The sequence below is a fragment of the Citrobacter sp. MGH104 genome, from assembly GCF_001034485.1.
In the GTDB taxonomy this organism is placed as follows: domain Bacteria; phylum Pseudomonadota; class Gammaproteobacteria; order Enterobacterales; family Enterobacteriaceae; genus Citrobacter; species Citrobacter freundii.
On sequence record NZ_KQ089818.1, the window covers coordinates 1409926 to 1431196 of the forward strand.

Below are 21271 nucleotides of genomic sequence, written 5' to 3' on the forward strand. Positions count from 1 at the left end.
CGAAATTATCATTTTGCAAATTTAAGTCAGGGTAATCACGCCTATGAAACCTCGTCAGCGTCAGGCTGCCATATTGGAGCACCTGCAAAAGCAGGGAAAATGCTCGGTTGAAGAACTGGCCCACTACTTTGACACGACTGGCACGACCATTCGCAAAGACCTGGTCATTCTGGAGAACGCCGGAACCGTCATTCGTACCTATGGCGGCGTGGTATTAAATAAAGACGAATCAGATCCGCCAATCGATCACAAAACGCTAATTAATACGCATAAAAAAGAGCAGATTGCCGAAGCTGCCGTCCGTTTTATACACGATGGCGACTCTATTATTCTGGATGCGGGTAGCACCGTACTGCAGATGGTGCCGATGCTCACACGCTTTAGCAACATCACCGTCATGACCAACAGTCTGCACATTGTTAACGCCCTTTCGGAGCTGGACAACGAGCAAACCATCCTGATGCCGGGCGGGACCTTTCGCAAAAAATCTGCGTCATTTCACGGTCAGCTGGCAGAAAACGCCTTTGAGCAGTTCAGCTTTGATAAACTCTTCATGGGCACCGACGGCATTGACCTCAATGCCGGCGTGACCACTTTTAATGAGGTGTTTAGCGTCAGTAAAGCGATGTGTAATGCCGCTCGCGAAGTGATTCTGATGGCTGACTCGTCAAAATTTGGGCGCAAAAGCCCTAATGTTGTATGCAGTCTGGAAAGCGTCGACAAGCTGATTACAGATGCGGGTATCGACCCTGCATTTCGTCAGGCGCTGGAAGCAAAAGGGATTGAAGTGATCATAACCGGAGAAACCAATGAGTGATGCACTACTGAATGCGGGCCGTCAGACGTTAATGCTGGAACTACAGGAAGCCAGCCGTTTGCCTGAGCGACTGGGCGATGATTTTGTCCGCGCCGCCAATACTATCATCCACTGTGAAGGCAAAGTCATTGTCTCCGGTATTGGTAAATCAGGTCATATTGGCAAAAAAATTGCGGCGACCCTCGCCAGTACCGGCACGCCTGCCTTTTTTGTGCATCCGGCGGAAGCGCTGCACGGTGACTTAGGGATGATCGAAAGCCGTGATGTCATGCTGTTTATCTCCTACTCCGGCGGTGCGAAAGAGCTGGATCTCATCATTCCGCGCCTGGAAGACAAATCCGTCGCCCTGCTGGCAATGACCGGAAAACCGACCTCACCGTTAGGCCTGGCCGCCAAAGCCGTGCTGGATATTTCCGTTGAGCGCGAAGCCTGTCCGATGCGCCTGGCACCGACGTCCAGTACCGTAAATACGTTGATGATGGGCGATGCGCTGGCAATCGCCGTAATGCAGGCGCGCGGCTTTAACGAGGAAGATTTTGCCCGCTCGCATCCGGCAGGTGCGCTGGGCGCTCGTCTGTTAAATAAAGTGCATCATCTGATGCGCCGTGACGATGCCATCCCGCAGGTGACGCTTACCACCAGCGTCATGGACGCGATGCTGGAGCTCAGCCGCACGGGTCTTGGCCTGGTCGCGGTCTGCGACGACCAGTCACTGGTGAAAGGGGTCTTTACCGACGGCGACCTGCGCCGCTGGCTGGTTGGCGGCGGAGCGCTCACCACTCAGGTTAGCGAAGCAATGACCCAGAATGGCATTACACTGCAGGCGCAGAGCCGCGCGATTGACGCCAAAGAGATCCTGATGAAGCGCAAAATCACTGCCGCACCGGTGGTCGATGAAAACGGTAAACTCACCGGTGCTATCAACCTGCAGGATTTCTATCAGGCCGGTATTATCTAATCCTTCAACCCCAGACGCTTCGCCAGCCGGTGCAGGTTGGCGACGTCTGTTTCCAGCGCCCGCGCACTTGCCGCCCAACTATGGTTATTTTGTGCCAGCGCCCGGCGGATCATCTCCCGCTGGAACGACTCTGTTGCTTCACGCAGGTTGTGATGCTGTGGGATCTCCGCAACAACTTCCGCCGCCGGTGTTACTGGCGCTTCATCCTGCAGGGCAAAATGCTGCGCCTCCAGCACCACTTCATCCCCTGCCCTGGTCGCCCTTGCCAGAACCACCGCGCGGTGAATGGCATGTTCCAGCTCGCGCACATTCCCGGGCCAGGCGTAGCTCAACAGATGACTACGCGCGCCAGGACTTAACACCACGCGGGAAAGTCCCAGCCGCAGCCGACACTGTTCGCAAAAATAACCCGCCAGCAAAACCACATCTTCACCGCGCTCACGCAGAGGCGGTACCGAAAGGGGAAAGACGCTCAGCCGGTGGAACAAATCCGCACGGAAATTCCCGGCCAACACCTCTTCGCGTAAATCACGGTTTGTCGCCGCCAGCACTCGCACATCCACGCGCAAGCTGCGATCGTCACCTACGCGCTGAATATCACCGTACTGCAATACGCGCAGCAGCTTAGCCTGTAGCGCCAGCGAGAGTTCGCCTATCTCGTCGAGAAATAGCGTCCCATTGTCGGCCATTTCAAACTTACCGCTACGATTGCTGATAGCCCCGGTAAACGCGCCTTTTACGTGACCAAACAGTTCGCTTTCGGCAACGCTTTCCGGCAACGCCGCGCAGTTCAGATACACCAGTGGATTCACCGCGCGCGGCGAACCTTCATGGATAGCTTTAGCCACCAGTTCCTTCCCGGTCCCTGTTTCGCCGCTAATCAGCACGTTGAGATCGGACCCCGCCACAATCTCAATCTCTTTTTTCAACTGCATCATATTGGGCGACAGGCCAATCATCTGGGTTTCCGTCACCTGCTCAAAGTTGGTTGACGAACCTGGCAGCATATTCTGGCTTTCCAGCTGTTCAATCAGCAACGCATTGCTCAATGCGCCAGCCGCCAGCGCGGCAATCAGCCTAAGCTCCTCATCGCTGAAAACATCGAACTGATCGGGCTCCATGCCATCCAGGGTTAACGCACCAATCAAATTTTGACCGGCGAACAATGGCAGTCCAATACAGGCATGCACCTTCAGACTCTCCTGCCCCGGAATCAGACCATCATACGGGTCTGGCAAATCGCTGTCGGCAGGGAAACGAACCACGTCCCCGGCGCGGGCAATCGCCTCCAGACGCGGATGCCCTTCCAGAGTAAAGCGTCTGCCGAGAACATCCTGCGCCAGCCCATCGATCGCCAGCGGAATAAACTGTCGCGACTCGTAGCGCAGCAGTGCCGACGCGTCGCACTCCAGCACCTGACGCAAGGTGGTTATCAGTCGTTGAAAACGGTCCTGATGCCCAATACCGCTTTGTAATTCAATGGCGATGCCCGCCAGCACGTCTACGGAAAAGCTCATGTCTACCTCATTGTCATTTTGACAATTAATATTGTCATATTGACAATAAAACATATAGTCATTTTGACTACCACCTTATAGGTGGTAAAACAACTAATCCTTTAAAATCAAACAAATAAAAAGTTGGCACGCAACCTGCAATTAGCAAAACATCTTTTTTGAAAAACGCTGAATTAATTGAGGTTGTTATGTCTATTCTGGTTAAAAATAACATTCATTGGGTTGGCCAACGTGACTGGGAAGTGCGTGATTTCCACGGAACTGAATACAAAACGCTGCGCGGCAGCAGCTACAACAGCTATCTCATCCGTGAAGAAAAAAATGTCCTGATCGATACAGTAGACCACAAGTTTAGTCGTGAATTCGTGCAGAACCTGCGCAGTGAAATTGACCTCGCGGATATCGACTACATCATCATTAACCACGCTGAAGAAGACCATGCCGGGGCGCTGACCGAGCTGATGTCCTGCATCCCGGACACGCCGATTTACTGCACCGCCAACGCCATTGACTCTATCAACGGGCACCACCATCACCCGGAATGGAACTTTAACGTAGTGAAAACCGGTGATTCGCTGGACATTGGTAACGGCAAGCAACTGATCTTCGTTGAAACGCCGATGCTGCACTGGCCGGACAGTATGATGACCTACATGACCGGCGATGCTGTGCTGTTCAGTAACGACGCCTTCGGTCAGCACTACTGCGACGAACGTCTGTTTAACGACGAAGTTGACCAGACTGAACTGTTCGAACAGTGCCAGCGTTACTACGCCAACATCCTGACGCCATTCAGCCGTCTGGTTACACCGAAAATTACTGAGATCCTCGGCTTCAACCTGCCGGTCGATATGATTGCCACTTCCCATGGCGTGGTATGGCGCGACAACCCGACACAAATCGTTGAGCTGTACCTGAAATGGGCGGCGGATTATCAGGAAGACCGCATCACCATTTTCTACGACACCATGTCCAACAACACCCGCATGATGGCGGACGCGATTGCCCAGGGCATCAACGAAGTCGACCCGAACGTGGCGGTAAAAATCTTTAACGTCGCCCGTAGCGACAAAAACGAAGTTTTGACCAACGTCTTCCGCTCTAAAGGCGTGCTGGTTGGGACTTCCACAATGAACAACGTGATGATGCCGAAAATTGCCGGTCTGGTGGAAGAGATGACTGGCCTGCGTTTTCGTAACAAACGCGCCAGTGCCTTTGGCTCGCACGGCTGGAGCGGCGGTGCAGTAGACCGTTTGTCCACGCGTTTGCAGGATGCAGGTTTCGAGATGTCACTGAGCCTGAAAGCGAAATGGCGTCCGGACCTGGATGCACTGGAACTGTGCCGCCGGCACGGCCGTGAAATCGCGCGTCAGTGGGCGCTGGCTCCATTGCCGGAAACAACCGTGAAAGCCGTCGCCCCGGAAGAAGCCTGTGCGTGTGCCGCCGATCTTGGTCCAAGCATGCAGTGCAGCGTGTGCCAGTGGATTTACGATCCGGCGAAAGGCGAACCGTTGCAGGACGTTGCACCGGGTACGCCATGGAGCGAAGTTCCGGACAACTTCCTGTGCCCGGAATGCTCACTAGGTAAAGACGTCTTCGACGTACTGGCAACGGAGGCAAAATGAGTCACGGCATTGTCATCATTGGTTCGGGCTTCGCCGCCCGCCAGTTAGTCAAAAATATCCGTAAGCAGGATGCGAATGTTCCGCTGACCTTGATTGCCGCGGACAGCATGGATGAGTACAACAAGCCCGATCTCAGCCACGTTATCAGTCAGTCACAGCGTGCAGACGACCTCACCCGCCAGTCGGCGGGGGAGTTTGCCGAACAGTTTAATTTGCGCCTGTTCCCACATACCTGGGTAACCGACATCGATGCCGATGCCCACGTAGTGAAAAGTCAGGACAAGCAGTGGCAGTACGACAAGCTGGTGCTGGCGACGGGCGCTTCAGCCTTTGTACCGCCGGTTACCGGACGTGAGTTAATGCTCACGTTGAACAGCCAACAAGAGTATCGCGCTTGTGAAACGCAATTGCGTGACGCCCAGCGGGTGCTGATTGTCGGCGGCGGCTTGATTGGTAGTGAACTGGCGATGGATTTTTGTCGTGCCGGTAAAGCGGTAACGCTTATCGACAACGCCGCCAGCATTCTGGCTTCGCTGATGCCGCCGGAAGTCAGCAGTCGCTTACAGCATCGTCTGACCGATATGGGCGTACACCTGCTGCTGAAATCACAGCTTCAGAGCCTGGAGAAAACCAGCACCGGTATTCGCGCCACGCTCGATCGTAGCCGCAACGTAGAAGTCGATGCGGTGATTGCCGCCACCGGACTGCGACCGGAAACCGCACTGGCGCGTCGCGCCGGATTGAACATCAATCGTGGCGTCTGCGTCGACAGCTACCTGCAAACCAGCCATCCGGACATTTATGCTCTCGGCGACTGTGCGGAGATTAACGGTCAGGTGCTCCCGTTCCTGCAGCCGATTCAGCTGAGCGCCATGTATCTGGCGAAAAACCTGCTCGGCGGCAATGCGCCATTTAAACTGCCAGCCATGCTGGTAAAAGTCAAAACGCCAGAACTGCCTTTACATTTGGCCGGGGAAACCCAGCGCCGCGATCTGAACTGGCACATCGCCACCGAAGCACAGGGGATGGTCGCCAGAGGGATGAACGACGAAGGCCAGCTGTGTGCATTTGTCGTCAGTGAAGACCGCATGAAAGAGGCCTTTGCGCTGCTGAAAACGTTGCCCGTATAAGTCTGTGATGCCGGATGGCGCCGCTTCGCGTCTTATCCGGCCTATGACTTTGCCCGGCAACGCTGCTACTGATTTATTAACCTCACGCACATGGATGTGCGTTGCCACTTGTCGGTATGCCCCGACATGTTTTTCTTGCCCCGCCAGTCCCGGGGCTTTTTTTATTTTTGCGTCAACACCCGCGCCGCGGCAATCACGCCCTGTCCCAATGACAACCCGCCGTCGCCCGCCGGTAAACGCTGCGGGAACAGTAAGGTAAAATCACGCAGATAAAACGCCAGACGGGCCGACAATAAGCGGTTATGCATCACGCCACCGCTGAATACTAACGTTTTAATTCCGCGCGCTTCGGCCTGCTCACGCATCAGCGTGGCAAAACCACACGCCAGCGCGTCGTGAAACGCCCACGCTCTTTCTGCAGGGTCGGTCTGCCAGGTCAGCCATTGCTGCCAAAAAATCGCTAAGTCCAGTTGATTGCCATTAAGCGGCACCGTAACAGGGTGATCAACGCCTGCACACTGAGATGCCAGCGCCTCCAGCGCACAGGCCGCCTCACCTTCATAACTCAACGATTCCGGCGCACGATGCAACGCGGCGGCAACCGCATCAAACAGTCGTCCGCACGACGATGCCAGCGGGGCATTGATTCCCCGCTCGATGGCGCGCGCCAGTACGTTCCAGTTTTGATGCTGTAGCCCCGATGTTTCTGGGTAACGCTGCCAGTCAGGAACAAAACGCAGGCACTGCGCTAGCAGATTGCGCCATGGCTGTTTTGCCGCTAAATCGCCGCCCGCCAGCGCTACCGCCGGTAAGCCGCCAAGGTGTTCGCATTCACGATAGTTGACCCGCAGACATTCGCCGCCCCACAGCTCGCCATTTTCCCCCATGCCGATACCGTCCAGCGTCAGAGCAATCACATCGCCGCCATCGAGCGGCCAGCCGTGCTCGGCAAGACATGCAGCGGCATGCGCATGGTGATGCAGTACCGTTTCGGTTGGCAGATTCATTTCGCTGGCCCACTGGCTGGAAACATAGCCAGGGTGGGCATCATGCACGATACGCAGTGGCGTAAAATCATAAATATTCTGGATCAGGCGTAGCGCATCACGCCACTGCTGTTGAATGCCGTCATCGCTGAGATCGCCTAAATGCTGGCTGATAACCGCCTGTTCGCCACGCACCAGGCAGAAGGTATTTTTCAGATCCGCGCCTAAGCACAGCATCGGCGGCACGTCGCGAAATCCTGGCGGCAGCGCGACCGCATCCGGCACGTAACCCCGGGAACGACGCAGCATTTCCCCACTGTCACGCACCACGGAGTCATCCATCCGCTGCACAATTTCGCGGTTATGCAGCAGGAAACCATCAGCAATCGCACTTAAATCTTCCAGCGCCTGGGCGTTGGTAATGGCCGGAGGCCTGCCGCTGAGGTTGCCGGAGGTCATCACCAGTGGACAATTCATCTCTTGTAAGAGCAAATGCTGCAACGGATTCGCGGGCAGCATAACTCCAACCTCCGTTAACCCTGGCGCAATGCCCTCGCTCAATGCAGCGACATAGCGTTTCTGCACCAGCACGATCGGTGCGGCGGGGGTTGTGAGTAAACGACGCGCGGGTTCAGGCAGTCCGTCACCACCTGGCAGCATTACCGCCAGCGGTTTCGCCGGACGGTGTTTACGCAGCCTGAGCAGCGCGACGGCGTCATCATTGCGCGCATCGCACACCAGATGAAACCCACCAATGCCTTTAACCGCCACAATACCGCCTGCTTTCAGTCGCGATACCGCCGCCTGCAGCGCCTCTTCTTTCTCCGCCCGCTCATCCGTGCTGAACCACTCAAGATGAGGGCCGCACACCGGACAGGCAACGGGCTGGGCATGGAAGCGACGATCATACGGGTCACGATACTCTTTGTCGCATTGCGCACAGAGTGGGAACGACGCCATCACGGTGAACGGGCGGTCATAGGGCATGGCGCGGATAATCGTAAAGCGTGGACCACAGTGGGTGCAGTTGATAAAGGGGTATCGGTAGCGACGTTCGCCGGGGGTGTTCATTTCAACAAGGCATTCGGGACAGGTCGCGGCATCCGGAACGATTTGCGTATTCATCGTACCGCCAGCACTTTGACGAATCGAGAAATCGGCAGGTTGCTGCGTCCAGGCGAATGCTTCGCTCTCAACGCTGTCAATGCGCGCCAGCGGTGGGCAGTGTTGATGTAACTGCGCAATAAATACCGCCGGATCTTCCTGTAAGCGCACAACCACACCGTCACCGTCGTTACACACATCGCCATGCAGTTGTAACCGCTGCGCCAGTTGCCAGACGTAGGGGCGAAATCCGACGCCCTGTACTTTGCCGCGAATACGCAACTGTACGCCGGAGTGGTTGTTTATTGTCATTAGATTATTCCCGCAGTCATCAATCCCGGTTAGCCTGATGGCGCGATGCTTATCAGGCCTACGGGGATGCGATCAGTAGGCCGGATAAGGCGAAGCCGCCATCCGGCATAAGTACTACCGTATTTTACGCGGATTTTCAGATATCAGAACAGCAAAGATGCGGTGGAATCCAGCGCCGCGCGACGGCGTTTTTCCGCACTAAGTTGCTCAAGCTTATTGCGATCGACATAAATCAGCGCGTGAGTCGGGCACACTTCCATACAGGCAGGACCGGCCTCGCGATGGTGGCACAGGTCGCACTTATTGGCTTCAGCTTTTTCTGCACGGACGTTCAGACCCGCGCCGCTGTTACGCACAACCGGACGCACGACTACTTCCATTGCGCCGTAAGGACAAGCCACAACGCAAGTTTTACAGCCAATGCAGCGTTCCTGCATTACGTGAACAAAACCTTTATCACGGCTGATCGCACCGTTCGGGCAGACGTTAGCGCACGGCGCGTCTTCACACTGGCGGCACAGCGTCGCCGTAGAGACATTAACGCCTTTGATGACGTGAATGCGGGGTAAAAAAGTTTCAGGGGTCAGCGATGCGCAGTCCTGGTTATCCTGATGGGATACCACGCAGGCCACTTCACAGGTACGGCAACCAATGCATTTATTGGCGTCTGCAATGATGAAACGGTTCATCAATTTCTCCAGCAATGACAGAATATCTGCCGAAGCATTCACAAATCGTGCCAGAATTTAATTCACTGTTATTAAAGGAATTTTATTTTGATGGACGCAAGAAGGGCGTGTCATCGTCACTAGTGACGATGACAAATGACAGCCGTCAGCGCGAAGCGGGCGGCGCAACTGAGTCGCGCTGGATGAGTTCACCGGTGAAAGTCTTTGGCGGCGTAAACGCCCCGTCACCCAACATAAAGATCAGGCGCCCAATCGTTTCCTGAATCATTTCTGTTACCGGAATTTTAACGCTGGAAAGCGCCGGAATAGTGTATGCCGCAAGGGCGATATCATCAAAGCCAATCACCGACACCTGTGCAGGAACGCTCACGCCATGCTCGTGCAACTGCTTCATCGCGCCGATCGCCATATCGTCATTACTAGCCACCAGCGCGGTAAAATTGACCTTGCGCGAAAGCAAAGTATCCACACCCGCTGCGCCGCAGGCTGGCGTCCATTTCCCTTTAACAATCAGATCATTATTTAGCGCGATACCATGATGTGCCAGCGCGTCTTTATAACCTGAAAGTCGCTCCACGCCGGTTGGAGAATCCATCGAGCCGGTAATAAAACCAATCTCTTTATGCCCGGCGGCAATGAGCTGAGTAACGGCGTTAAAGCTGGTCTGCTTTTGATCACACCATACGCTGTGGCTACTGTTTTTCCGCAGGCGTCGATTAAGCACCATAATCGGCTGGCTGTGGGCATCGATGATATCGTCTATCTCATCCACGCTGAGAAAACGCGGATAAATCATAATCGCGTCACAGCGCAGGTCGAGCAGGTACTGGATCGCCTGACGCTCTTCCTCAGCGCTGTGCTTACCGTCAGCCAGCAACAACTGGCGTCCTTTATCTTCCGCCATCCGCGCGGTATGAAACAGCAGCTCGCTGAAATAGACGCCGTGATAAAGGGTATTTGTTACCACCAGGCCCAGCGTCTGCGTGGTTTTCGCCGCCAGACTGCGCGCCAGCAAGTTTGGGCGGTAACCACTATCTTCAATGGCCTGAAACACGCGGTCTTTGGTCTCCTGGCTGACGTAGCCGTTCCCGGAAAGCACCCGGGAAACTGTCGCTTTCGACACCCCGGCACGCTTCGCCACCTCCAGCATCGTGGTCATATTACTCATCCCTATTCTCTCAATGTGACGCAGTGTACTGCACCGTTTCGCCGCTGTCCTTGCTGCTAAATCGCAGACGCTGACATCTGGTGATCGGAGTCACAATTACAAAAAATGATCAAAATTAAATCTTGCTCATTACTCATATTTTAAACATGATTTTGTGGAACCGGTTTCCTATCTGCGTTTCATAACCCAGAAAAGCGACCCAACGTAAACGGATAAAACATAACGTACCCTACTGATAAAACAGGATTAAATCCGATGTCCAAGAATTATGCAGCGCTGGCGCGCTCCGTTGTGACGGCTCTGGGAGGCGTCGACAACATCACAGCAGTGACCCACTGTATGACCCGTTTGCGTTTCGTTATCAAAGATGACTCGCAGGTCGACAGCGCGACGCTGAAGACGCTTTCTGGCGTACTTGGCGTGGTGCGTAGCGATAACCAGTGCCAGGTGATCATCGGCAACACCGTTTCGCAGGCGTATCGCGAAGTGGTCAGCCTGTTGCCTGCCAATATGCAGCCTGCTGAGCCGCAAACCAAACCCCGACTGACGCTGAAGCGGATTGGCGCGGGGATCCTCGACGCGCTGATCGGCACCATGTCGCCGTTGATCCCGGCAATTATCGGCGGATCAATGCTCAAACTGCTGGCAATGATCCTCGAAATGACCGGCGTGCTGGAGAAAGGATCGTCCACGCTCACCATTCTGACCGTTATCGGTGACGGCGCATTTTTCTTCCTGCCGCTGATGGTCGCCGCGTCGGCCGCTATCAAATTCAAAACCAACATGTCGCTGGCAATCGCCATCGCGGGCGTACTGGTGCATCCCAGCTTCATCGATCTGATGGCGAAGGCTGCGCAGGGTGAGCACGTTGAGTTTGCCCTAATCCCGGTGACGGCAGTGAAATACACCTACACGGTGATCCCGGCGCTGGTGATGACCTGGTGCCTGTCATACATCGAACGTTGGGTCGATCGCATCACTCCGGCGGTAACCAAAAACTTCCTTAAACCAATGCTAATCGTGCTGATCGCCGCGCCGCTCGCCATCGTCATCATTGGCCCGATCGGTATCTGGATCGGTAGCGCAATTTCAGCGCTGGTCTATACCATTCACGGCTATCTCGGCTGGCTGTCGGTGGCCATTATGGGCGCACTGTGGCCGCTGCTGGTAATGACCGGTATGCACCGTGTCTTTACGCCAACCATTATTCAGACCATTGCCGAAACCGGAAAAGAAGGCATGGTGATGCCGTCAGAAATCGGCGCCAACTTGTCGTTAGGTGGTTCATCGCTGGCAATAGCATGGAAAACCAAAAACCCGGAACTGCGTCAGACGGCGTTAGCGGCAGCCGCCTCCGCCATCATGGCGGGGATTTCCGAACCTGCGCTGTATGGCGTAGCGATCCGCCTGAAACGACCACTGATTGCGAGTCTTATCAGCGGTTTTATCTGCGGTGCCGTTGCCGGAATGGCCGGACTTGCAAGCCACTCCATGGCAGCTCCTGGCCTGTTCACCAGCGTCCAGTTTTTCGATCCGGCCAATCCGATGACTATCGTTTGGGTATTTGGCGTGATGGCGCTGGCGGTAGTGCTTTCCTTTGTATTAACGCTGATTCTCGGCTTTGAAGATATCCCTGTCGAAGATGCAGCCGCGCAGGCCAGAAAAAACCAGGCCGCACAACCGGGCAATATCAATGGAGCCAGCATTTGACTGGTATGAACTGAGGTTAATTATGTCTGTTTTTCCACAAGGATTTTTATGGGGCGGCGCACTGGCCGCCAACCAGTCTGAAGGGGCATACCGGGAAGGCGGCAAAGGACTGACTACCGTCGATATGATCCCCCACGGCACACATCGGATGCCCGTCAAGCTGGGTCAGGAAAAGCGCTTTGCGCTGCGGGATAACGAATTTTATCCTAGCCATCAGGCGATCGACTTTTATCATCGCTATAAAGAAGATATCGCGCTGATGGCGGAAATGGGTTTTACGGTATTTCGTACTTCCATTGCCTGGAGCCGTCTCTACCCTAACGGCGATGAGCTGATGCCGAATGAAGAGGGCATAGCGTTTTACCAGAGCGTGTTTGCCGAGTGTAAAAAATACGGTATTGAGCCATTAGTCACGCTGTGTCACTTCGATGTGCCAATGCATCTGGTCACCGAGTACGGCTCCTGGCGTAACCGCAAAATGGTTGAGTTCTTTACCCGCTACGCCCGTACCTGCTTCGAGGCCTTTGACGGTCTGGTGAAGTACTGGCTGACGTTCAACGAAATCAACATTATGCTGCACAGCCCCTTTTCAGGCGCCGGGCTGGTATTTGAAGAAGGTGAAAATCAGGATCAGGTGAAATATCAGTCCGCTCACCACGAACTGATAGCCAGCGCCCTGGCGACTAAAATAGCCCATGAAATTAATCCGCAAAACCAGGTCGGTTGTATGCTGGCTGGCGGTAATTTTTATCCTTATTCGTGTAAGCCGGAAGATGTGTGGACCGCGCTGGAAAAAGACCGCGAAAACCTGTTCTTTATTGATGTGCAGGCGCGCGGGGCCTACCCGGCTTATTCTGCCCGCGTGTTTCGCGAAAAAGGCGTGGTCATAGAAAAAGCCCCAGAAGATGACGACATCCTGAAAAACACCGTTGATTTCGTCTCGTTCAGCTATTACGCATCGCGCTGCGCCTCGGCGGAAATGAACACCGGCAATACCAGCGCCGCCAACGTGGTGAAGTCGCTGCGTAATCCGTATATTGCGGCCAGCGAATGGGGCTGGGGCATCGATCCGCTTGGTCTGCGCATCACCATGAATATGATGTATGACCGCTACCAGAAACCGCTATTTCTGGTGGAGAACGGGCTGGGAGCGAAGGATGAAATCGATGCCAATGGTGAGATCAATGACGACTATCGCATTAGCTATTTACGCGAACATATTCGCGCCATGGCAGACGCGATTGAAGATGGCGTGCCCCTGATGGGTTACACCACCTGGGGCTGTATCGATCTGGTTTCTGCCTCAACCGGTGAGATGAGCAAACGCTACGGTTTTGTGTATGTGGACCGCGATGACGCGGGCAACGGCACGCTGGCGCGCACCCGCAAGAAATCATTCTGGTGGTACAAAAAAGTAATCGCCAGCAACGGCGCCGATCTGGCATAACAGATCTGCCGGAGGGGGTTACAGTCTTCCGGCAGAATTACATATTTTCATTTCATTTATTACATTCCAGATGTGGAATCGTCCTTCCAGTTTCAGGTTTGCCCTCATCCTTTTTTACTGGCATTTTATTCAGTAGTTTTTAATCCTGGCCGTTCACCACAAGGAAGCGTGCATGTTTGATAAAAAGGGTAAATCAGCAGAGGTAATCACCAAACCGGTACGTCGCTTGAAAGTCAGCTATGTCAGAAAACGCCATGAAGATCCAAAAACGGGTTACACGCGACGAATCAGTCGGCACGCCTCGCTCACGCTGAACGGCGACTGGCTGGAACAAGCTGGATTTCCGACCGGTACGGCAGTGAATGTATCAGTGATGCAGGGGAAATTAATTATTGAGCAGGCAATTGAATGACGAGGATACACTGGGAAAACAGGCCGGATGTCGTTCACATCCGGCACTGATACGGTTTACTCTTCTGGCGCTTCCAGCTCGGAGAATCCACCGTGTCCTTCCCAACCGGCTAATCGCTGATAGACGGTATCAACAGCATCTTTGATCGGCTGTGTCATCGGGTAGTAAAAACCGACGATGTCCGGTTGAATGCCGAGGAAAATCACCTCGCCAACGTCGTCTTTCAACTGATCGACCAGGTAATTCAGCGGCATGTTATGAGTGGTCATCATGAACATCTCGGCAATGTCATCGGGATCGATAATGCGGATTTCACCAGGGTTCAGCCCCATATCGGTAGCATCAACAATCAACAAACGTTGCGGACGCAGTTCACGGATGGCGACAATATCGTTTTCTGGCGCACTACCACCGTCGATGACAACCCAGTTGCCTTGAGGATTTGCAGCACACATTTCAGCCAGCAGCGGGCCCGCGCCGTCATCGCCCATCATGCTGTTACCCACACATAATAAAACGTCAGTCACGGTGTCTCCTCACCATCAGATAGATGGCGCTTTCCTGGTGTATGTCGTGCAGCATGCTAAGCATCAGCTTGCTCCACTCCTGCTGCTGCGGGGTCTGTACGGCACGCGCATCATCGAACGCGCGTGCCAGCATTTGCACATGGTTGAAATCGATAACGATCTCGCCGTATTTCGGCACACCTTCCATTTTCCGGCGAGCTTCGCTTCCCTCAGCAAGGGTAGCAATCCATGCCAGATATTCGTCCCATGGACAAGTTAACGCCGCTTCCAGGCAATCGATGATCCCAAGGTGGTGACCAATCGCCAGGCTGTAATAGACAACCTGCTGCGCCTCAGCGGGCGTCGCATCGTTCTCATCAATAAACTTACGGCTCAGTTGACTGAACACCACCGTTTCACTCATCGGATACGCGCCTCTTCGACAACATGGTTAAGATGCGTGACGATCTCGGTCAGACGCGGATCGTTTTCCGCCTCCAGCCAGCGCGCCACCTGATGCTCGCCCTGCCCTAACTGCGTCATGTAGTCATCAGCAATCTGGCGACCGTAGCGGTATCCCGCCAGACGGCGAGCCTCGCGATCCACCTTCACTCGCAGCGGCTGAACCATATCCGGATGCAGAATTTCGGCGGGCTGTTCGTCCAGTTCACCCGGCGCACGCGCGTGAATTTTTTGTTCCAGCAGACCCAGCGCCATGGCAAAACCATACAGCGTGGCTGCAGGCGTTGGCGGGCAGCCAGGGATATACACATCCACCGGTACGATTTTGTCCGTGCCGCCCCAGACGCAGTATAAGTCGTGGAAAATACCGCCGCTGTTACCGCAAGCACCGTAAGAGATACAAATTTTCGGGTCTGGCGCAGACTGCCAGGCGCGTAGCGCCGGAGAGCGCATGGCACGGGTTACCGCGCCGGTAAACAGCAGGATATCCGCATGGCGCGGGGACGGTACCACTTTGATGCCAAAACGTTCGGCGTCAAACAGCGGAGAAAGCGTGGCGAAGATTTCGATTTCGCAACCGTTGCAGCCGCCGCAGTCCACACGGTAAACGTACGCTGAACGCTTGATGCTTTTTAGCAGCGACGCTTTCATGCTGGCAATGGATTCATCCACCGTCATCGGTACCGGAATACCGTTGGCGTCACGTGGGCCTAATAAATTGCTCATCAGCTGGCCTCTTTCATATGGCGAGTCAGTTCAATACGGTCAGACGGCACCAGGCATTTCTGGCGCTTACAGTCCGGGCAGGTCTCAAAGCTTTCACAGTGGTTTTCCGCGCGGCTATCACCGTTGTGCTTAAGTAGCGCAATGGCGTAATCAATCTCTTTTTGTACCGCAAACGGACGGTTACATACGCGGCAATTACACAGCGCAAAGCGGGACTGCTGCAGGAAATCCTCTTTCTTCCACACCGCCAGCTCATACTCCTGCGACAGCTTGATCGCCGCCGTCGGGCAAACTTCTTCGCAACGGGCGCAGAAGATGCAGCGACCGAGGTTGAACTGCCACGCCAGCTCATTGGTGGCCAGATCGGTTTCGACCGTCAACGCGTTCGACGGGCACGCATTCACACAGGCCGCACAGCCAATGCACTGCTGCGGATTATGTTCCGGTTTGCCACGGAAGTTTTTATCGACCGCGATCGGCTCCAGCGGATACGACGACGTCGGTGCCCCGGTTTTGATGACTTTTTTGATAAAGGTAAACATGGCGATTCCTTATTTCAGCGGCGAGTTTTTACGCTCGATGCTGTAGCGCTCAAGTTCTTTGTACGGCACGACTTTGCTCTTCTTCTTACGTACATCGACCACGGTCATACGGTCAGTACAGGAGTAGCAAGGATCGAGGCTACCGATAATCAGCGGCGCATCGGAAACGGTATTACCACGCAGCATGTAGCGCAGCGTCGGCCAGTTGGCGTAGGTCGCCGCACGGCAGCGCCAGCGATACAGTTTCTGGTTGTCGCCGGTCATGCTCCAGTGAATGTCATCTCCGCGCGGCGCTTCAGCAAAGCCCAGTGCGAAACGGTGAGGAATGTAGGTAAAGCCTTCCACCATCAGCGGGCCGCCCGGCAGGTTATCCAGACCAAAGTCGATCATATTCAGTGCGGTGTAGACTTCATTAATACGAACTTTCAGACGAGAAATAACGTCGCAGCCTTGCTCGCTATGAACTTCCATCGGCAGCAGACCATAGCCGACAAACGGGTGATCGGCGCGGGTGTCACGCGCGTGGCCGCTGGCGCGAACCATCGGGCCGACGTTACTGAAGTCACGGGCAATTTCCGGATCCAGACGACCAATACCAACGGTACGCTGTTCCATATTCGGCGTACTGAGCAGCATATCGACCAGTTCCTGCACGTCACGACGCATCTGCTGCGCCAGTTGACGGGTCTGGATCATATCTTCTTTCAGCAGATCACGACGGATACCGCCGATCAGGTTCAGACCGTAAGTTTTACGTGCCCCGGTGAGGATCTCCGCCATCTTCATCGACGTTTCACGCACGCGGAAGAACTGCATAAAGCCGGAGTCAAAACCGGTGAAGTGACAGGCCAGGCCGAGGTTCAGCAGGTGCGAGTGCAGACGCTCAACTTCCAGTAGAATGGCACGGATCATCTGCGCACGTTCCGGCACCACGATACCCATCGCATTCTCAACGGAGGTGGTATAGGCGGTGCTATGCGCAAAGCCGCAGATGCCACACACGCGATCTGACAGGAACGTCACTTCGTTGTAACCCATACGGGTTTCCGCCAGTTTCTCCATGCCGCGGTGGACATAGAACAGACGGTAGTCGGCATCGATAATGTTCTCGCCGTCCACGAACAGGCGGAAGTGACCGGGTTCATCGGAGGTGACGTGCAACGGGCCAATCGGCACCACGTTATTTTTCTTGTCGCCCAGTTCGTTGATGAACTCGTAGGTTTCAGCATCGGTAGTCGGCGCCGGGCGCTGACGATAATCCATGCTGTCTTTACGCAGCGGATAGAGTTCGTCCGGCCAGTCATCGGGCAGTACCAGACGGCGCTCATCCGGCAAACCAACCGGGATCAAACCGTACATATCGCGCACTTCGCGCTCGCCCCAGACCGCAGCCGGAACGCGCGGCGTGACGGACGGGAACTCCAGCTTGTTGGCATCGACTTCAACGCGGACGGTTATCCAGCATTTGGTGCCCTGCTCCATCGACATCACATAATAAACAGCGTAATGGCCGCACAGCTGGCGTTCGTCGTTACCAAACAACACGGACAACCAGCCGCCCTGTTTGTAGTACAGGAACTCCACCACTTCCGGCAGATAGTTCACCTTGACGGTGATCGTCAGCTGATCTTTGGTCTGCCAGGCTTCATCCAGCACCACGCCCGGAAAGGCCTGATGCAGCGCAGCGAGATATTGTTGACCTAATTTTTCTTCAGACATGCTCAAACTCTCTTAAATCACGCCACCAGCAAGGAGACGAACGCTAAAAACGCAAACCCAAAACCGGCCCAGGTCACGCGTGAAGTGGCGCAAAAACGCAGACGCGCCATGCTGTTTTCGAACAGGGCGATGACCAGCACGCCGAGGACCAGCTTGACGACGGCAATCACCAGCGCCAACAGCAGCCCACCCGCGGTGAAGGTTTCCATCTGTCCCCACGGCAGGAACACACCAACGAACATTTGCAGAACGACCAGTTGCTTGAGGCTAATGCCCCATTTCAGCACGGCAAAACCGCTGCCGCTGTATTCAGTCAATGGACCTTCCTGCAGTTCTTGCTCTGCTTCTGCCAGATCGAATGGCAGTTTGCCCATTTCGATAAAGGTGGCGAAAGCACAGGCGCACAGTGCCAGAATCAGCGGGATGCTGCGCGCAGCAGGCCAGTGGTAAATGGTATCGGCGATATTGCTGATATGGGTTGACCCCGCAACCTGTGCCGCTACCCATAGCCCCAGCAACAGGATAGGTTCAACCAGCACGCCGAGCATCGCTTCACGGCTGGCACCAATGGCGGTAAACGGGCTACCGGTATCCAGTCCCGCGATAGAGAAGAAAAAACGGGCAATGGCGAACAGGTAAATTAAGGTGATCAGATCGCCCAGTTGCGGCAGCGGTGAGCCAACGGTCACTACCGGTAGCGCAGTGGCGATAGTCAGCATCACGCCCACCATCACAAACGGCGTCAGGCGGAAGACCCAGCTGGAATCCGCAGGCGCAATGCTCTGACGGCCCAGCAGTTTGATAATGTCGCGGTATTCCTGCAAAACGCCAGGACCACGGCGATTGTGCAAACGCGCGCGCGCCACGCGGGTAACACCGGACAGCAGCGGCGCAACGGCAAACAGCACCAGCGCCTGAATTAACGGATATAAAACACTCATTTTCAGGCTCCTCGTGAAACCACAATCACCACCAGCACCGCCAGCTCAATCAGCGCCAGGCGACGGAACAGCACCGGCGCAGCCGCATTCTGCCAGCCCGGAACCAGTGATACCGGATTCAACCACTTACGCAGTTTGAGTACCGGGGCAAAGGCTTCTTTCACCGGCATGGCAAAACCGTGCGCGGTAATGACCATTGACTGCTCGTGATCGTAACCACACACCCATGCCGCACCGCGTGAACGCGACGGCAGACGGTTGCCTTTGAAAATTGCCATGATGATGAACGGCAGCAGCGGACATGCGATCAGCAGCAGCGTGATCATTGGCTGAGAAACGGTGGTGTTCGCAGTTTCCAGCGGCAGCGGAACGGCAGAGGAGATCATCGGCAGCAGCCACGGCGCAGCCACGCCGCCAATCACACAGCAGATAGCCAGCGCAACGACGCTCACGCCCATCAGGATTGGTGCGCAGCAGGCATTCTCAGCTTCCTTCGTGCGCGGTGCGCCAAGGAACGTTACGCCATAGACTTTCGCCATACACATCACCGCCAGCGCGCCGGTAATTGCCAGCCCAACCGCCAGCAACGGCCCTAACAGACGACCGACAAACGCCCCGCTGTTACCCAGCTTGAAGAAGGATTGATAGATAACCCACTCACCGGCAAAACCGTTCAGCGGCGGCAGCGCGGCCATCGCCATCAGGCCAACCAGCATCGCCAGAGAGATAACCGGCATGCGTTTGCCGATACCGCCCAGTTTTTCGATATCACGATGACCGGTACGGAACCAGATGCTGCCTGCGCCCAGGAACAGAACGCTTTTGAACAGGCTGTGGTTTACCAGGTGGTAAAGACCGCCGGTCAAACCCAGCGCAATCAGCGCCGGTTGATTCAGGGAAATCCCGGTCACGCCAGCGCCTAGCCCCAGCAGAATAATGCCGATGTTTTCCAGCGTGTGGTACGCCAGCAGGCGCTGGATATTGTGTTCCATCAGCGCATACAGACCGCCAACAAATGCGGTGATCATGCCCAACACCAGCAGCGTAATTCCCCACCACAGCGGCGCATTACCGCCCAGCAGCGACAGGGAGAGAATACCCAGTAGACCGACCTTCATGACCACGGTAGAGAACAGTGCCGCAGCCGGTGCGCTGGCATTGGCGTGTGCCTGTGGCACCCAACCATGCAGAGGAATAATCCCGGCCAGCAGGCCAAAACCTGCCACGCCCAGCAGCCAGATATCAGACCCGAGCGGCAGCTCCTGGGTGCGCAGGTCTAGCAGACGCAGCTCCAGAGTGCCGTAACGTTGCCACACAAGGTAGCAGGCAACCGCCAGCAGCAGCGCACCAATACGCCCCAGCGCAAACCACAGTTTGCCTTCTTTACTGCATCCGGTGAGGAACACGGCACACAGCGCCATGATTTCCGCCATCACCACCAGCGTACCGAGGTTGCTGGCAACCACCGCACATACCGCCGCGGCCATCAGCAGATTCACCAGCAGGCCGTTAGCTTTCACCTGCGGATGACGATGCCAGTCAATGTTGTACAGGCTGACAAACAGGCCGCACAGTCCCAGCGTAATCAGCCAGATAGCATTCAGTGGAGTAATTTGCAGACTGTGCCCAATAAACGGCATCACGCCGCTCACCGCCAGCGCATTAGTCAGAATGGTAAAACCCGCGGCTGCCGTACACAAGCTGCCGACCGCACCGCCAACTCCAGCAATCCAGCCGCTCAGCGATTTATGAAATGAAAACAGAAATGCCAGAACCGCAGCCGCTGTAAACCAGGCCACGCCGCTGTTAATCAGTGAAATTGCGCTCATTTTGCATCCCCACTCTGAGCCTGCTGAAACAAGGTGAGATCGCCGAAATCGGTATTGAAAGTCAGCTCACGCTTACGTTTGCTGGCGCGGGCGATATCCATGTTGCTCACCAGGTGCAGGGCTTTGGTCGGACACATGCGCACGCAGGCCGGACCAAGCTCGTCAAAACTGCACAGATCGCATTTCACCGCGATGGCACGAACGCCAGGAACCCAGTCCAACAGCGAACTCACGCGAGCAGGCGCTGGCGGAGCCGGAGGCGCTTTTGGCGTATTGGCGTTTGCCGGGATATGCAGCGGACGGCTACCAGAAAACTCTATCGCGCCAAACGGACAAGCGATCCCGCACAGTTTGCAGCTTACGCACAGGCTTTCATTCAGCTGTACGGCGCCATCAACGCGGTTAATGGCATTAACCGGACACACGGTGGCGCAAGGCGCATCTTCACACTGGTGGCAAAGCTGCGGCGCGGATTCTTTTTCATTTAACATCACTTTCAGGCGCGGCATTGACTGCAGGCCATGCTGGCGATGTGTCTCTGAGCAGGCAGCTTCACATGTGTGGCAGCCAATACAAAGAGTGGAGTCAGCAATTACAAAACGATTCACCAGGCATTCCTCAGGTGATAGTCATTTTTGACGAAAACATGTCTGCAAAATGTCATTTCGACA

General features: G+C 55.2%; 19 protein-coding genes. 7 read left to right on the top strand and 12 right to left on the bottom strand.

Translation table 11 applies throughout. From position 1 onward, the window contains the following. Positions 1-43 precede the first annotated feature (43 nt). Both srlR and gutQ read left to right on the top strand, forming a co-directional pair. Complete coding sequence (srlR, locus tag SK34_RS06585) at positions 44-817, top strand: glucitol operon DNA-binding transcriptional repressor SrlR (RefSeq protein WP_003037350.1); 774 nt, start codon at positions 44-46, stop codon at positions 815-817. Beyond that, the gene (gutQ, locus tag SK34_RS06590) at positions 810-1775 is read left to right on the top strand and encodes an arabinose-5-phosphate isomerase GutQ (RefSeq protein ID WP_003037353.1); all 966 of its coding nucleotides are present in this window, start codon (positions 810-812) and stop codon (positions 1773-1775) included. Before srlR ends, gutQ begins: the two co-directional genes overlap by 8 nt. Here the strand turns inward: gutQ and norR are convergent. Next, positions 1772-3292, bottom strand: a complete 1521-nt coding sequence (gene norR / locus SK34_RS06595) for a nitric oxide reductase transcriptional regulator NorR (protein ID WP_044713357.1) — start codon at positions 3290-3292, stop codon at positions 1772-1774. The two genes, gutQ and norR, sit on opposite strands and share 4 nt — an antisense overlap. Positions 3293-3480: 188 nt before the next feature. On the opposite strand from norR, the gene norV reads away from it, so the two are divergent. Continuing rightward, the gene (gene norV / locus SK34_RS06600) at positions 3481-4917 is read left to right on the top strand and encodes an anaerobic nitric oxide reductase flavorubredoxin (protein WP_048232668.1); all 1437 of its coding nucleotides are present in this window, start codon (positions 3481-3483) and stop codon (positions 4915-4917) included. Further along, positions 4914-6047, top strand: coding sequence for an NADH:flavorubredoxin reductase NorW (gene norW, locus SK34_RS06605; protein WP_048232670.1), 1134 nt, complete (start codon positions 4914-4916; stop codon positions 6045-6047). Before norV ends, norW begins: the two co-directional genes overlap by 4 nt. Positions 6048-6208: 161 nt before the next feature. Here norW and hypF read toward each other — a convergent pair whose 3' ends face one another. The 3 genes from hypF to SK34_RS06620 form a co-directional block, all read right to left on the bottom strand. Next, the gene (gene hypF, locus SK34_RS06610) at positions 6209-8449 is read right to left on the bottom strand and encodes a carbamoyltransferase HypF (protein ID WP_048232672.1); all 2241 of its coding nucleotides are present in this window, start codon (positions 8447-8449) and stop codon (positions 6209-6211) included. Positions 8450-8592: 143 nt separating this feature from the next. Then, positions 8593-9138 carry an electron transport protein HydN gene (hydN, locus tag SK34_RS06615; RefSeq protein ID WP_003037366.1) on the bottom strand — a complete coding sequence of 182 codons (546 nt, stop codon included), beginning with the start codon at positions 9136-9138 and terminating at the stop codon, positions 8593-8595. A 145-nt stretch (positions 9139-9283) separates the two neighbouring features. Beyond that, positions 9284-10297 (bottom strand): LacI family DNA-binding transcriptional regulator, encoded by a 1014-nt coding sequence (locus SK34_RS06620; protein WP_048233779.1) that lies wholly within the window; start codon positions 10295-10297, stop codon positions 9284-9286. Between the two features lie 264 nt (positions 10298-10561). On the opposite strand from SK34_RS06620, the gene ascF reads away from it, so the two are divergent. From ascF to SK34_RS06635, 3 genes are all read left to right on the top strand, one after another. Further along, entirely contained in the window at positions 10562-12016 is a 1455-nt protein-coding gene (gene ascF / locus SK34_RS06625; protein ID WP_048232674.1) for a PTS cellobiose/arbutin/salicin transporter subunit IIBC, read from the top strand. Between the two features lie 22 nt (positions 12017-12038). After that, positions 12039-13463, top strand: a complete 1425-nt coding sequence (locus SK34_RS06630) for a 6-phospho-beta-glucosidase (protein ID WP_016150884.1) — start codon at positions 12039-12041, stop codon at positions 13461-13463. A 172-nt stretch (positions 13464-13635) separates the two neighbouring features. Next, positions 13636-13875: a SymE family type I addiction module toxin gene (locus SK34_RS06635; protein WP_003037379.1), complete on the top strand. Its 240-nt coding sequence runs from the start codon at positions 13636-13638 to the stop codon at positions 13873-13875. A 56-nt stretch (positions 13876-13931) separates the two neighbouring features. On the opposite strand, the gene hycI is transcribed toward SK34_RS06635, so the two are convergent. From hycI to hycB, 8 genes are read right to left on the bottom strand one after another with little or no spacing between them, the layout of a single operon-like run. After that, on the bottom strand, positions 13932-14402 hold the full coding sequence (gene hycI, locus SK34_RS06640) for a hydrogenase maturation peptidase HycI (protein ID WP_003037382.1): 471 nt from the start codon (positions 14400-14402) through the stop codon (positions 13932-13934). After that, complete coding sequence (locus SK34_RS06645; protein WP_003037385.1) at positions 14395-14805, bottom strand: formate hydrogenlyase maturation HycH family protein; 411 nt, start codon at positions 14803-14805, stop codon at positions 14395-14397. Before SK34_RS06645 ends, hycI begins: the two co-directional genes overlap by 8 nt. Next, positions 14802-15569: a formate hydrogenlyase subunit HycG gene (gene hycG, locus SK34_RS06650; RefSeq protein WP_003037388.1), complete on the bottom strand. Its 768-nt coding sequence runs from the start codon at positions 15567-15569 to the stop codon at positions 14802-14804. The genes SK34_RS06645 and hycG overlap by 4 nt, the downstream gene beginning before the upstream one ends. Further along, positions 15569-16111, bottom strand: a complete 543-nt coding sequence (hycF, locus tag SK34_RS06655) for a formate hydrogenlyase subunit HycF (RefSeq protein ID WP_048232676.1) — start codon at positions 16109-16111, stop codon at positions 15569-15571. Before hycF ends, hycG begins: the two co-directional genes overlap by 1 nt. Before the next feature lie 9 nt (positions 16112-16120). Then, positions 16121-17830: a formate hydrogenlyase subunit HycE gene (gene hycE / locus SK34_RS06660; RefSeq protein ID WP_003037393.1), complete on the bottom strand. Its 1710-nt coding sequence runs from the start codon at positions 17828-17830 to the stop codon at positions 16121-16123. Between the two features lie 17 nt (positions 17831-17847). Continuing rightward, positions 17848-18771, bottom strand: coding sequence for a respiratory chain complex I subunit 1 family protein (locus tag SK34_RS06665; RefSeq protein WP_003825914.1), 924 nt, complete (start codon positions 18769-18771; stop codon positions 17848-17850). Positions 18772-18773: 2 nt separating this feature from the next. Then, positions 18774-20600 (bottom strand): formate hydrogenlyase subunit 3, encoded by a 1827-nt coding sequence (gene hycC / locus SK34_RS06670; RefSeq protein WP_048232678.1) that lies wholly within the window; start codon positions 20598-20600, stop codon positions 18774-18776. Beyond that, on the bottom strand, positions 20597-21208 hold the full coding sequence (hycB, locus tag SK34_RS06675; protein WP_003037401.1) for a formate hydrogenlyase subunit HycB: 612 nt from the start codon (positions 21206-21208) through the stop codon (positions 20597-20599). Before hycB ends, hycC begins: the two co-directional genes overlap by 4 nt. Between the last annotated feature and the right edge of the window lie 63 nt (positions 21209-21271).